This is a genomic window from Bacteroidota bacterium, from assembly GCA_017303905.1.
In the GTDB taxonomy this organism is placed as follows: Bacteria; Bacteroidota; Bacteroidia; order B-17B0; family Aurantibacillaceae; genus JAHEYG01.
On the sequence record JAFLBH010000003.1, the window covers coordinates 365,999 to 380,844 of the forward strand.

The following is a 14,846-nucleotide window of genomic DNA, read 5'->3' on the forward strand; positions in this document are numbered from 1 at the left end:
TAACAAGACGATAATTTTGCCTTAAAATGTTTATAACCTCGTTAAATATATCCTCAAAATTCACTCAATACACTTCTTAATATAAATACCAAATTTTATATTTGATAAAACTCTAGCTTATGATGAAGAAAGTATCTGCCACCGTACTGTTTTTATTTTTCATACTATTTACATTTAACATCAACGCACAAAAAGAAGGTCATTTCTCAGGTGATACCATTAAATTCCCAAAAGAATTAGGCGCTTACTTTTTCGAATTCGCTGCTGATAAAAAAGAAGCGACGCAATTTATATTGGATTTTACACCCGCTTGGAACAGTCCTGATTTTCCTTCATCCTATAAAACCATCATGATTGAAACATGTAATCAGTTTGTAAAAAAGAAACTGAAGCCTTATCCTTATTTCGCTGCTTACATAAATTCAGTTATTAGCTTTTTAGGATCAACGCAACCTGCTGAAAACTTTAACGACTGGCAAAAATGCGTAAATAAAATCATGGCCGGAAAATCTATCAGAGGTTTTGCAGAATTTTTAGAGATAAGCGGTAACATGTTTGAAGGAAATATGTTTTACAAATCTCCTACCTATACTTATAAAAGTCAACAAGGAACTTTTAAGTTTGAATATGACACTATTCCTAAAATCATTTTCAAGGATATCATTATGGTTGGACAAAATCCCCGTAAAGATTCAATGTACATCGAGCAAACTTCCGGTATTTTTTATCCAACCTTCGGTAAGTTTTATGGTAAAGGCGGAAGAGTAAGCTGGGCACGTGCCGGATTGGGCGACGAAGTTTATGCAGATATAAAACGTTACGTTATTGATTGTAAAAGCGGAAACTACACATCTGACTCTGCCGTTTTTATAGGAAAGCAATATTTTGATAAGCCTCAATTAGGAAAAATAACCGACCGAATCATAACCGAGAATAGCGCTGAATCCACCTATCCACGCTTCGATTCTTACAGCAAGAGACTATTGGTAAAAAACATTTATCCGGATGTGGATTATGATGGTGGATTTGGAATGCGCGGTCCGAAATTTGTAGGAACAGGTAACTCCCAAAATCCTGCTAAAATAATTTTCAGAAGAAACAACAAACCATTCCTAGAAGTTTCGGCAAGGGCTTTCGCCATGAATAAAGAACGCGTTGTTGCCAATCCCGGAACTATAAAGTTCTTCTTGGATAAAGACTCTATTTACCATCAGGGATTAAGCTTTAACTACGATGTGGAGAAAAAACGTGTGACCATTTTAAGAGGTGATGACGGACTGCAAAAAGCACCCGTTGCAAACTCATTTCACCGATTCGACATGTATTTTGAACAAATTGTATGGAACATCGAAGAACCAAAAATTAATTTTGGCTTCTTACCCAATAACCAACAAGGAGAAGCCTATTTTGAATCGATGGATTTTTACACCGGCGACAGAGCTTCAAATTTACGCGGTAAAGAAAACTTCAACTTAACGCATAAACTTAACGAGTTTAATGAAGCAAATGGAAAACAACCATTCACCGTTGTTGACCTCGCCAAATATTTAAAAGTGATGGCCGTTGATTTACGTCCGATTATTTTTAAATACGCTATTTACGGTTTGGTTTACTACGAACCCGAAACCGATTTAATCACAGTAAGACAACGCTTATTCGATTACATGGCGCATGCTAAACACACTTTGGATTATGATATTCTAACAATTTATTCGGTTGTGCCCGGACAAGATAATGCAGTTTTAAATTTATTGAATTATGATTTAACAATACAAGGTGTTAAAAATGTTTTACTCAGCGATACTCAAAAAGTTTTCATTTTTCCTAAGAATCGTGAGATAGTATTACGTAAAAACAGAAACATTGAATTTAGCGGTGTAGTAGCTTCCGGTAAGTTTGAATTTCACGGAAAAGATTTCGTTTTTGATTACGAACAGTTCAAAATCAAAATGAAAACTATCGACTCCATCAAAATTTATGTGGAGTCGTTTGAACCGGATGTGAACGGTAACATTCCGTTTAAGAAAGTGCAAACTGTCATTGAAAACGCGAATGGTGAATTAAGAATTGATGCGCCTAAAAACAAATCAGGATGGGGCAAAGCACCAACCTTTCCACAATTCCAAAGCTTTAAAGAAAGTTATTCATTTTATGATAGCCGAACCATTTTTAAAGGAGTATATAATCGGGATAAATTTTATTTCCGTTTAGATCCTTTTACGATGGATAGTTTGGACAACTTCCGTAGTGAAGGTTTAGTATTTGATGGTGAATTTGTCTCCGCAGGTATATTCCCAAAATTCAGAGAAAAACTAACTTTACAAAAGGATTATTCCTTAGGATTCATCCGACAAACCCCTCCGGGTGGATTCCCTATATATGGAGGCGTTGGAAATTTTGATCAGGAAATCCGTTTAAGTAATAAAGGTTTACGTGGTGGTGGAGATTTTACATTTAGTGCCAGTAAATCAAAAGTCCCTGACCTTATCTTTTTCCCCGACTCCGCAAACGGAATGGCCAGTACATTTGATATTAAAGAGCAAGAAGTGCCTGATGAATTTCCGGTTGCACATGGTGATACGGTACGACTTCATTTTATGCCTTACAAAGAACTATTACAATCGCACAATTTAAAAAAACCATTCAAAGCCTATAAAGAAGATGCGGAATTTAAAGGACGATTTGATTTAACTAAACGTGTGCTTACGGGTAATGGTAAAGTTGATTTTGGAAAAGCTGACTTGACATCCGGTAAAATTTTATTCATACGGCGAAAGTTCTTCTCAGATACGGCCGACTTCCACTTAAAAGCTTTTGATGAAGAAGGATTCACGTTTTCGACTGTAAACGTAAATGCAAGAATTGATTTTGAAAAACGTGAAGGAGAATTTATTTCGAATGGTGAAGGATCTTACGTAAGATTCGATAAAAATCAATATATCGCGTACATGGATCGATTTAAATGGTTTATGGACAGTGAGGATATTGAGTTGGGTGACGATCAAAAGAAACTCGACGAGAATGTGGAAAACGCACTCGATTTGGAAGGTCCGCAATTTATTAGCGTGCACCCCAAACAGGATTCACTCAGTTTCTTTGCGCCGGCTGCTAAATATAACTTAAGGAAATACATTATTCAGTGTTTGAATGTTCCTTTTATCAACGTGGCCGATGCGCGTATTTTCCCGGATAGCGGTAAAGTAATTATTCGTAAGAACGCTGTGATGGATACTTTAAAACGTGCTAATATTTTAGCGAACACTGTTACGAAACATCACCGCATACGTAACGTTACAGCGAATATTTTCAGTAAGCGAAATTATTTAGGTTCGGGTGAATATCTATATATGGATGAGAACGAAAAGAAATACATGATTAAGTTTTCTGTTATTAAACCCGATACCTCGGGAACAACAACTTCTGAAGGTGTTATCAGTGAAAAAGATCAATTCATGTTTAACGATTATTTCACCTTTGCGGGTAAAGTAACACTCCGAGCTATTAATCCATACTTATTCTTTGATGGCGGTACTAAAATTGTACATAATTGTAATCGAATCAGAAAAGCATACTTGAAGTTTAGCGGAGACATTAATCCTAAAGAAATATTAATTCCAATTGATCCGGATACTAAAGACATGTTTGGTGCTCCTGTTGTAAATGCTATTATGTATGCGTTGGATACCAATGCGGTTTATTCCGGATTTTTATCTCCTAAGTCAGGAAGAACTGATAAGAAACTAATTAGCGCAGATGGATTCCTAACGTTCGACAAAGAAAGCGGTGAGTATCAGATTTCAAATAAAGAAAAATTAGTGGAACAAAATCTCCCTGGAAATTATTTAAGCCTTAATACTACTAATTGTACCATGTATGGTGAGGGTAAATTTGATTTAGGAGCAGATTTAGGACAGGTTAAATTAAACTCTGTTGGAACAGCAACGCATGTAACTACATCTGACTCGGCACAAATTAATCTATTAACTACAATTGACTTTTTCTTTGATGATAAACTTTTAAAGACAATGTCTAGAGACTTGGAGATTTTCATTAATAATCTCGATCCTGTTGATTTTGGACGTCCGGAATATTTTAAAGGTTTGATGGAGATTATGGGCAAAGAGAAAGCGGATAAGGCCTTGGCAGATTTAAACTTATTCGGAAGTATTAAAAAATTCCCGGATGAATTAGAAAAAACATTCTTCTTTAATGATGTAAGCTTTAAATATTATCCTCAAATAAAATCATTTATTAGTCAGGGTAAATTAGGCTTGGGTAACATCCTTAAAAATGAAATAAACAGATATGTAACCGGATATATAAAGATTGATAAAATGCGTTCTGGTGGCGACAAGTTATTTATTTATATAGAAGCGGATCCTACAACGTGGTACTATTTTGAATTTTATAAGGGTTTAATGAGTGTTGTATCCAGCAACAATGAGTTTAACAATACTATTAAAGAGATGAAGCCGAAGAGCCGTAAAATGGAAGCTGAAAAAGGCCCTTCTTTCCAGTTCAATTTGTGCAGTCCTCAAAAGAGAACCATCTTCTTAAATAAGATGAAGCAAATTCTCGGCGAAACTGATGAGGACTCGGATGAAAACAAGGATAAGGAATAAAATAAAGGCGGGTAATTCCCGCCTTTATTATTTAAAATTCGATTTTATTTTTTCTGCAATAAGCATAAACTCCTCCTTAGACAATTGAAGTTTTGGATTTGAAAAATTACAATCATGCATGGTGGTGATTGGTATAAGATGAACATGTGCATGGGGCACTTCTAAACCAATTACCTGTAACGAAATACGATTACACGTAACAGACTTTTTAATTGCTTCGGCAACAGATTTAGAAAATGCCATTAAACCTAAATAAGTGGGATTGTCCAAATCGAAAATGTAATCCACCTCCACTTTAGGAATAACGAGTGTATGTCCTTTAGTTAATGGATTAATATCCAAAAAAGCCAAATAGTTTTCGTTTTCAGCTACCTTGTAACAAGGAATTTCACCATTAATAATTCGTGTAAAAATACTAGGCATGAATTATAAAGAGATACTTACAATTTCAAAGGGGATTACTCCTGCCGGTACAGAAATATCAACCTTATCACCTACTCGCTTTCCTAATAAACCTTTACCTATAGGCGAATCAACTGAAATTTTACCCGATTTAAGATCAGCCTCGTTTTCCGCTACAAGCGTATAAGACATGGTAGCGTTGTTTTTCAGGTTTTTTATTTTCACTGTAGTTAGAATGCTCACTTTAGAAATATCAATTTGACTTTCGTCAACTAATCGAGCATTTGCTATTACGTCTTTCAGTTTAGCAATTTTAACCTCTAATAATGCTTGAGCCTCGCGAGCAGCATCATACTCAGCATTTTCGCTTAAATCACCTTTCTCGCGTGCTTCTGCAACCGCGGCAGTGCATTTCTTTCTCTCAACAACTTCCAGTTGTTGCAATTCATCCTTTAGCTTTTGTAAACCCTCTTCTGTATAATAACCAACATTTGCCATAATTGTGTACTTTATAAAAAACAAAGAATCCCGATCGCTCGGGACTCTTTAAAACCGTAAATAATTAAATACTATAAATTAATTCTGAAACCAAAGCTATGTACGCCACCAAACGGATTAGTGAAACGATACGAATAATCCACACCAAACGTAGATTTCTTTTCGCCTAATGGAATTTCAACAGTTGCACCGGCACATGGTCCGGTAAATGCTGTCATACGTTGAGCCTTCAGATTATCATTTCCTTTGGTGAAGATGTATTTTTCAGTAGCTAATCCACCACGAATCATCACGATATCTTTCCATGAATATTCTAATCCGAATAAGAAGTTATCATAAGTAAATGAGTTAGATGTAAAGTTAGCTGCAAAAGTTACGCGATGAGTTCTTGAACGGCCTGTTGAGTCTTTCAACAAATAAAAGTCGTATGCACCGCCAATGTTAATTAAGGCTGGTAATTCGAATCCTGCTGAACGATTGCTCGCAGTAAACAAGTATTGATTCCCCTCAAAATTCTCTGTTCCAACTTGAAAGGATAAGCCATCGCCTTTGTAAGACATCTTCGGACCAACATTTTTCAACGAAATACCAAAGTGAATTTGATCCATCTTTCCAGTGTGATATTGAATTCCCGCATCAATTGCAACACCTCTTGCTGATACACTGGAAATTTGCTCAGATATTACCTTGATGTTAACTCCGCCATAAATATTATCAGAAAAACCTTTAGCATATGATAAACTAATATTATAGAAAGTTGGCGTAAAAGTACCTAAACCACCTTCCGGTTGTTCCTCTGTTGTAATATCGATTTTACCTGCATTTATTGACACAACTCCAAAGCCGATTGCACCAGTCTCTCCAACATGTTGAGTAAGACCAAATGAATTCATATAAATACCTGAACCAACTAACCAGTTGGTTCTTGAAAAATTCACCTCGGTCTTTTTCGTAAAAGCAGTACCTGCAATATTTAAAAACTGTGCTTCGATACCACGTGCACGTGACTGACCTGCTCCAGCCCATCCTGTACTACGTGCATAAGGATTCATCAGCAATTGTGATGCTCCAGCCTGACCTGCTCGCTCAGGATTACCCGCAAAAACTGAACCAGTAAACAAAGTAGACAATGCTAAAAGCGTTGCTTTGTATTTTATATTTGTTATCATACTCTTAAGTATTTATAGCATTAATAGTTTTGTAAATCCATTGGTCGCATAACGCCAAACCATTTTAATATCTTCTCGCCTTTATCACCCGCATCAATATGAATGATGTATAAACCACTCGCAATAGGTACACCATACTGATTCTTTAAATCCCAATCAAGATAAGGGGTCCGCTTAGATTGCTTCACATCATTAGTATTAGTAAATTCATCTTCTTGCCCTGACACATCACGTTTGAATGTTCGAATCAACGTTCCGTTCATGGTGAATATTTTAATCGTACAAAGGCTAGGAAGATTAGTGATACGAACACGATTATCTATCCTATTATTCTCGTATCTAGAAGTACCGTAATACGGATTAGGAACCACTCTCACGTAATCTAATGCATTCTTCGCCGTTTGTGCATCATTAATCATTGTATAAATATCCGCTGTTGAGAATTCATACATAGGCATGTTGTTATTTGAACGTGCGGTTGATGTATCAGAAGGTAAATTAGCATAACCTAAAGCGGTTAAATAGTTTGTCGAGTTCGCTACGTAATTAGTTGAAGTTACCGGAATTCTATTTGACCATTGAGTAGCAAGCCCATAACGATACGCTTTCTTAACTCTTAAACGAACTTTAACTTCACAAGGCATATTCGAAGGGTCTTTAAATGCGTACTCGCTACTTCTTAATCGAGGGATACTTACCCACATCGCATCACGCATGACGTTGCGTATAGGCCATTGAAAACCTGCAACTTGTGCTCCAAGATTTGTTGGCGTAGAGAACGTAACTTTGAGCTGATCATAAATTTGCTTACAGGCATCGTATCTTCCTGCGCCAATTGGCATATTAGCTAATGAAGCAATTCCTGAGAAACTACTATTCAAGGTTGGGCCATAGTTCGCTTTCTTGTTATTGCCGAATACATAAATAAAATGTCTTCCGCCCCAAGCATTTTGATAAACCGAACCATCATCGGAAGCTGTTGGATTCCAAATCATATCGTTACCATTATCTGTGTAATTGTAACTATCTTCACCGAAAGCCATATTTAAACGCTCACCGGTTTCAATATTAATTGCATAACCCGGGAACCAGCCCATACCTTTATCGGAGATATAGTTTGGAGCATTAGGGTCTGTACTTGCACCACTTCCAACTGTCGCATAATTGCCGTTTTTATCAACCGAGGCGTGATCGCGCAGAGCAAAATGACGAGTCACATTTTCCGATAATGTTGAGTCAGGTTGCATTTCCAATACCACACAACGTGTCCACTTGCTCTTATCCGGTGTTAAAACAATATCAACACTGGCCAAGAAACGAAGGTCGGTATCCGTTGGTTTATTTAAATCAGATGATGCAAAGAAATTACCATTATAACCAGGACCAATCGGTACATCAATTTGATTTGAAGAGTTTTTAGTTGTAGTAGCAACTAAGGCGTATGGTGCCCATGTTCCTCCTAAAATATTATCAAAAACTTCATCAGGATCACTTTCGTAATCAACGTAACTTCCCTGAACTCCAGGATCTGTTTTGTTACCGGAACGAACCCAGTTTGACGCGTCTTGATCATCAGAATCAATCACACCGGTTAACCACTGCTTAGTCGGGTCAGCAAATGTAATGGAGGCATCCAATAAATCTCCTTCTTGAGCCAAACCATTTGTAGAAAAAGTATTTGTAAAAGACGAACCAACATCAGCTACCTGTTGAATATTAACAGATAAACCGATTTCACTAAAGTAATGTTCTTCGCCAACTTTTATAGACTTTTTAGGTTGATACATAGCTCCCGTATTAACATCAGTTAAAACCCATGTAATTGAATCTCCTCTTAAAGCCCCTCCGTTAAATGGTAAATTAAAATTGGCTATGTTATTAGCATAGGTATAACCTAAATCCTTAGCACTTTGAGGATTACTTGTTGAAGTAGGTGCCGTTGCCCAAGCGCTTGGCATAGGGGTATTAGTTTGGTTATATGCCGTTGAAGGCATTTTTAAAAACTTAACCGTAAAAGTTGAGTTTGGAATATTTAATGGGTCAACAACCTTTACCTTAATTGGACCGCGACCATTTTGGTAAACCGGATTTTTTGCAAAACCGGTCGATAAAATTTCGTTAACGGTTTCATCAGTTAAATCCATAATATTAGCTCCATTACCTTGCCCTTCAATGCGCTTAATTTTAGGCCCGTAACCATAATTTGATTGAATAATAGTTCCGTCAAACTCAACAGTTGCTAAGTGAGGTATGCCGGCCGCTTTTTTAACCTTACGACCTTCTAAATAAGGACGCTTTTGACCATAGAAATTTTCACATGGATTAGCTAACGGGTCTCCGTCTTGCTTATAAGTTGCATAATTATTATAAGCATATGCAAATGCCATGAAGTAATAGGTTTTATTATTTATAAGTTTCTTACTTGCGCCTGTTGCAAAGGCATCTTCGGTAACTTTAAAAGTTGTTGTAATACCTTCATCCTCGCCTTCAACCTTAACACTAGGAACATCTGCACCAACTGTACCATCGAAATTATAATTAATAAGACGAGAAACTCCATTTTTTACGTCACATTGAAAAACCAATTTAGCTTTAGTAGGATCATCAACATCCGTTTGTGAAACAGTTCCATCTTTTACCTGATAAACTTTATAACCTTCGAAACGGTAGGTTTGATCAGGATTTGCTAAACAACTTGCAGTTTGACCATCAACCGCCAAAATAGTTACATCTTTCTCCGCGTAGGAATTTAAGTAATTATTACTTGTAGCCTTATTACTTAAATAAATCATTAATTCATTATTACTCTCTTGGATGGTCATATCAGGAGCTTCAGGGCCATCTAGAATTTTAAAACAATTATCAAACAATGATTGTGCTTTTTGATCGGCTGTTTTTAATAAAGCAACAGCAAAACGGTTATTATTTTTAATTGGTGAACGCGCCCAAGGTAAACCAAATGTTACATTATTAACCGCGCCAGGAAGTAAAGAGAATGGACCTGCTGACTGCAAAAAACGACGGTCACCCGGTAAGTTACCGGCACTAGTTTCAGTCCAACCAGCATCAGTAGGATACAATTCGCCAGGGTAAACATAATCAACAGGCGTAGACCCCCCATATGCATTACCACCTTGAGTAAATGGAGAACCATCCTTCCAAAAACCTGTCATGTAATTATAGAAATGCGATGCCAAAGCAGGATTAGTTGTTTGTACCGGAAATGATCCGATGTTATTATTATAATACAAAAACTTCGCCATACCAATTGTCTCACCTAATTCATCTATGGTTCCATCATAATCATTATCCTTACCATCATTAATATCAGCTAGAGGACCTTTAAAAAAATCGCAACCTAAAGCAGCAGGGAACTCGCCGTAACCTAAAGCTCCGGAGTAATCTTCATCATTACCATCACTGTTATAGATAAATCCTAAACCTTTATTGATGTCACACCCTACATAATCATCCACGTAGTTACCTAAATCGGCGTCAGTCCAAACAGAGAAATAAGTTTGATTTAAAGAGAATGTAGAGCGATTTACAACTTCATAGTTATAAAAAGTCATATTATTGATGTCATCGTTAGTTTTAAATCCGAATGCCTGAGCACGAACTTCTAAACCAATGGACTGACCACCTGTTTCAGTGTGAACATCACCTTTGTCGTTAAATACCCACCATAAAGTTGCATCACCGAATAATTTAGCCTTACAAACACCTAAGTTATCCTTCTCAGCCAAATTGTAAATGTCATAATAAGGATAGTCACCCGCATCAGGATCGTAATAACCAACGGTACCACCCACGTCAACAAATGGAGCTAAATTAGGGCGGTCGTTTTTGATACCATTACCAGGCCAGTTTTTAATCGCGTCTGTCATCACGCCGTTAAACACAAAGTTCTCAACTTCACTACGCGTCATTACGAAAATTTTATCGTAATCGTTACAAACTGTTTCATCAGTAGATGCAGTTGCAGGATCTAATGGCCCCGGCCAAAAATCATAACCGGTTTGACGATAAGTCATGGCGGCAATTTTTAACTGACCACCTCCATCTAGTCCGCCAATCCAGATAGAACCGGCGAAGTTGGAAGAAACACCTTGCGATTTGTCTTTTGTGGCAGGAATAATATAGTAGGCATTACCCGAACCGAATAAATCCCACCACATATCACCGCCCGTATAAATAATTGTACGAACATTATTAATCCATAACTCCTGACTGGATTTAGCGCCTTTACAAGCTGCCATCACCTTTGAAGAGGAAGAAACCTTTTCGGTCTCAATATTTACCTCAGCCCCTTGCTTCTCGCGAGAGGTTGCAGTCATAAAACTTAAAACTGCAATTGCTGTAAGTAATTTGTGCATCATGTTAACTGTGTGTTTCATATTTAATATTTTTAAAAGTCTAACTGTAAACCAATACGGATAACACGTGGTCTACCAAAATTATCCGGATTTCTCATATTGATTGTGTACTGATCAACAAATCCTTGAGGGCTATTCAAACTTTGCACGGTACTCTGTGATTGTGGCGATGCCAAGTAACCATCATCTTCAGGATCACCTGTGAAGTTATAAACACCTAAGACATTACGGTTATTAAACAAGTTTAATACTTGAAGGTAGATATTTAAGTTAGCATGTTTCTTTTCATCAGAATCCTTTTTACCCCAAGTTAATTTCACGTTTTTATCTACACGTAAATTAGCACGGAAAGTCCAAGGTTTGCTGCTTCCGTTAACTGAACCTACAATATTTGAACGTTGATTACTTCCCCTTGCAACAGCTAAATCCCAACGTGTATAAGGTGTTCCGGAACCAACTAAGAATTGTAAGTTAAACCCAACATCTTCCAATAACTGGATAGGATTTCCTGACTTACGTTTTATTTGTGGTCCTTTGTAATCCTTATCTGTACCAAAACGATAATCGTAATTTAATACTATTGAATGGCGTTGATCGTAATCTAAAGGCTGAGTTACACGTAAGTTAGGTTGACCTGATGCAGCTAAGTTAGCACCTGAGTTCGCATTTGAACCTGAACCTTCAGCAAATTGTAATGTATAGTTTGCATTTATACGTGAACCACCCGTTCTACGTAAATCAAATTCAATTTGTAAACCTTTTGATGTTCCGAAATCTTGGTTTACGTAAGTAATGTAAGAACGAGGGAAAGCTGAAACTACTTGCTTTTGAGTTAACATATCACGCATTTCACGATAGAAAGCTGAAATTTTCAAAGCCGCGTTTTTACGCTCGTTCAAAACCTGATTAAATCCTAATTCATAATCTACAGTACGTTCAGGACGTAAACCTGGATTAGCTAAACCAGGTGTGCTACTTTCAGCCTGTAAGAAATAATAATCTTTTGGATCGAAACGATTACCACCTGGGCGCTTAGTTAAAACATCGTAATGTGCAAAGAAGTTTGCTACGTCAGAAATAGGAAACGAGAATGCGATACGAGGCATAATATTCAGTTGTGCTTTGTAGTTTTGAAATGCATCTACTGAAAATGGAGTTCCTGAATTATAAGCTTTGTAAGCTTCTTCAGTCAGATAAGGATTTACTTTTCCTGAAGTACCAGCAAGAATTGTAGGGTCAGAAACCTCATTACCTTTTGAATCATACCATTGGTCGCCATTTCTATAACCTACTAAAGAACCACCGTCAAGTGCAGAAGTGTACACAACATAGTTATCACCCATATTTGATGGATGCGCAAATTCAGATGAAGTTTCAGCTACTGTCTTTGCATTATAAGTTAAGTATTGATCCTTTAACATCTTTTGATTAGCGTCATAACGATCCAAGCGTAAACCAACATTGAACTTAATGTCTTTAAAGTCAAATTTATCCTGGATGTAACCCGCCATATATATTGGACGGAAAGCACCAACAGGTAAAGTATTATATCCTTTTGCATCAGTCTTGTTTAAGAAACGATTTAAATCGGTTGCGTTTTTATCTACATTTCCGGTATAATCGTAACCGAAGTAATCAACAAATTGGTTACCGCTATTTTGCCCTAACAAATCTTCAGCACTAAACATGTTTATATTGAAGGTTGAAGGATCCATATCATCTATATTAATGAAGCCAGTATGATTCTCAGGTAAGCCTATTGCAGCCAATAAGTTCTTTGAAAACTCTGTTTGTGTTTCTGCATTATATAAATAATCATAATAATAAGCTGGATATGTTCCGGATAATTCAGATACATAAATCGGATTGTCTTTATCTAACTCTGTCGTATGTGAGTTAGCCAATAATCTCATACGAGTCCAAAGGCCTTGAGCAAAAAGAGAATACCCTCTTGATTCACGTTGATCATATTCAATACCAATTGTTAAAGCGTGATTTTTTATATCCGCGTTAAAGCTGGATGCTATACGAAACTGCGTAGCTCTACTTTTTGCGTAAGAACCATATTGATTTCCGGTAGCAGCCCATAAACTATAGATACTTGCAGGCTGATCACCATTTCTCAAACCTCCATAAGCTGAAATCCAATCCAATCCAAAAATATTTTCACTTCCTAAATACTCATATAAATAAGAGGTATAACGTGCCATATTGTAATTCATATCAGAAGCTTCAAAATCAACACCTACCTCTTGACGACCTTGATACTCCCATGCTTTAATAGTATCTCCTGCAAGTATCATTTTAGGATTGAATGCATAGTTGTAAATATTTTCTCTTTCTGAGAAACGACGATTGTATTTACCAATATAACCATAATCAAAAAACCTGTCTTTGTGAGTATCATCTTGTGTTTTAGACTGTGTTAACTCATAACTCGCCAAGAAACTAAAGAACGCATTTTTAATTACTGATTGATCTTTTTCCTTATCGTTAGAATTTTGATTAGAGTTGCCGAATTTTTGTGTTACACGAATGTAACTTCTCATTGTGCTACCAATGGTTTGAGGGTTGTTTTCTGCATTATATAATGAATACGAACCTATGAAACCGTGACCATTACTATATTCGTATGCACCACCTAAAGTAACATTAGTGTTCTTTGCTGCTTTAATATCTATTTTTCCGTTTAAAACAAATCCACGAGTTGCAACATTCTGACGAGCCTTGATTTCTTCAAAATCATCCGCTGTTACATATTCTAAGGCACGGTTGAAACCGGTTCCGGTTTTTGATGGAATCAATGGTTGTGCTTGAATTTCTTTTAACTTATCATCCTTTAATTTATAACGAACTAAATATGAAGGATTAGGATCTTTTTCATAAGTACCCTGACCCGCTAAGAAAAAACCTACAAGTGGCGTCTTAACACCGTTTGTGTCTGTTCTCTGTAAAATAGGACCGCCAATGCTAAATCCTAATGAGTTATAACCATATGCATCGGTTAATTGTGAAGAGATTAACTCTACTCCACCAAACATTTTGCCTTGAGGACCGCGAGTTGTTACCGAAATAACTCCCGATGTTGCATCACCATACATAGCAGGTAAACCACCGGTAATAACGTTAATTTGATCCACCCCTTGTTGAGGTAAACCTAATCCACCAATTACTTTAATACCATCAACGAAATAGGTTGTTGCTCCATCACGACCACCACGTACATTTAATCCCTTTCCTTCATCAGCTTGATAGATACCGGCAGTAGTCGCCGCTACCGAGTTAATGTTTTTGGTAGCCATATTTTGATAATCTTCACGGGTTACAGTTTGACCGGTTTTTGTATCCGGGTCAATTAAAGGAACTTGATATGTTACAACTTCAACTTCCGCTAAATTAACTCCATCACCACTCGATAAAGAAATGGTAACCGGTATTGTTTTACCTTCACCTACCACGACACCTTTTACTTCGGATGCCTGATAACCAACGTATACACCTTTTACATCATATTTTCCGGGTGTTAACGGTTTTACAACAGCCTCACCATCCATATTAGTCGTACCCACTCCTACCTGAACTCCGTTTTGGTAAACTACCACGTTTGCAAATGGAATGGCCTCATTGTTGGCTTTGTCCTTCAGGGTCACTTTTATCGCACCCGAGTTATCTTGAGCCATTGCGGTTAAACCACAAAATACAAGGCCTAATGCTAAAAGGTAAATTTTTCTAAACATATTGTTAAATTAACTTAAATAATCCGTTTTTTAAAGAGCTAA

General features: G+C 36.9%; 6 protein-coding genes. 1 reads left to right on the top strand and 5 read right to left on the bottom strand.

Features of this window, described 5'->3' with window-relative positions:
• Positions 1 to 119: 119 nt before the first annotated feature.
• Positions 120 to 4,622: a hypothetical protein gene (locus tag J0L69_12285; GenBank protein MBN8693965.1), complete on the top strand. Its 4,503-nt coding sequence runs from the start codon at positions 120 to 122 to the stop codon at positions 4,620 to 4,622.
• Positions 4,623 to 4,649: 27 nt separating this feature from the next.
• Here J0L69_12285 and J0L69_12290 read toward each other — a convergent pair whose 3' ends face one another.
• The 5 genes from J0L69_12290 to J0L69_12310 all read right to left on the bottom strand — a co-directional run bounded on the left by J0L69_12290 (position 4,650) and on the right by J0L69_12310 (position 14,804).
• Positions 4,650 to 5,045, bottom strand: coding sequence for an HIT family protein (locus tag J0L69_12290; protein MBN8693966.1), 396 nt, complete (start codon positions 5,043 to 5,045; stop codon positions 4,650 to 4,652).
• A 3-nt stretch (positions 5,046 to 5,048) separates the two neighbouring features.
• Positions 5,049 to 5,522, bottom strand: a complete 474-nt coding sequence (gene greA, locus J0L69_12295) for a transcription elongation factor GreA (GenBank protein ID MBN8693967.1) — start codon at positions 5,520 to 5,522, stop codon at positions 5,049 to 5,051.
• 71 nt (positions 5,523 to 5,593) lie between these two features.
• Positions 5,594 to 6,691, bottom strand: coding sequence for a PorV/PorQ family protein (locus J0L69_12300; GenBank protein ID MBN8693968.1), 1,098 nt, complete (start codon positions 6,689 to 6,691; stop codon positions 5,594 to 5,596).
• A 20-nt stretch (positions 6,692 to 6,711) separates the two neighbouring features.
• On the bottom strand, positions 6,712 to 11,088 hold the full coding sequence (locus tag J0L69_12305) for a hypothetical protein (GenBank protein ID MBN8693969.1): 4,377 nt from the start codon (positions 11,086 to 11,088) through the stop codon (positions 6,712 to 6,714).
• Between the two features lie 11 nt (positions 11,089 to 11,099).
• Positions 11,100 to 14,804, bottom strand: a complete 3,705-nt coding sequence (locus J0L69_12310) for a carboxypeptidase regulatory-like domain-containing protein (GenBank protein ID MBN8693970.1) — start codon at positions 14,802 to 14,804, stop codon at positions 11,100 to 11,102.
• Between the last annotated feature and the right edge of the window lie 42 nt (positions 14,805 to 14,846).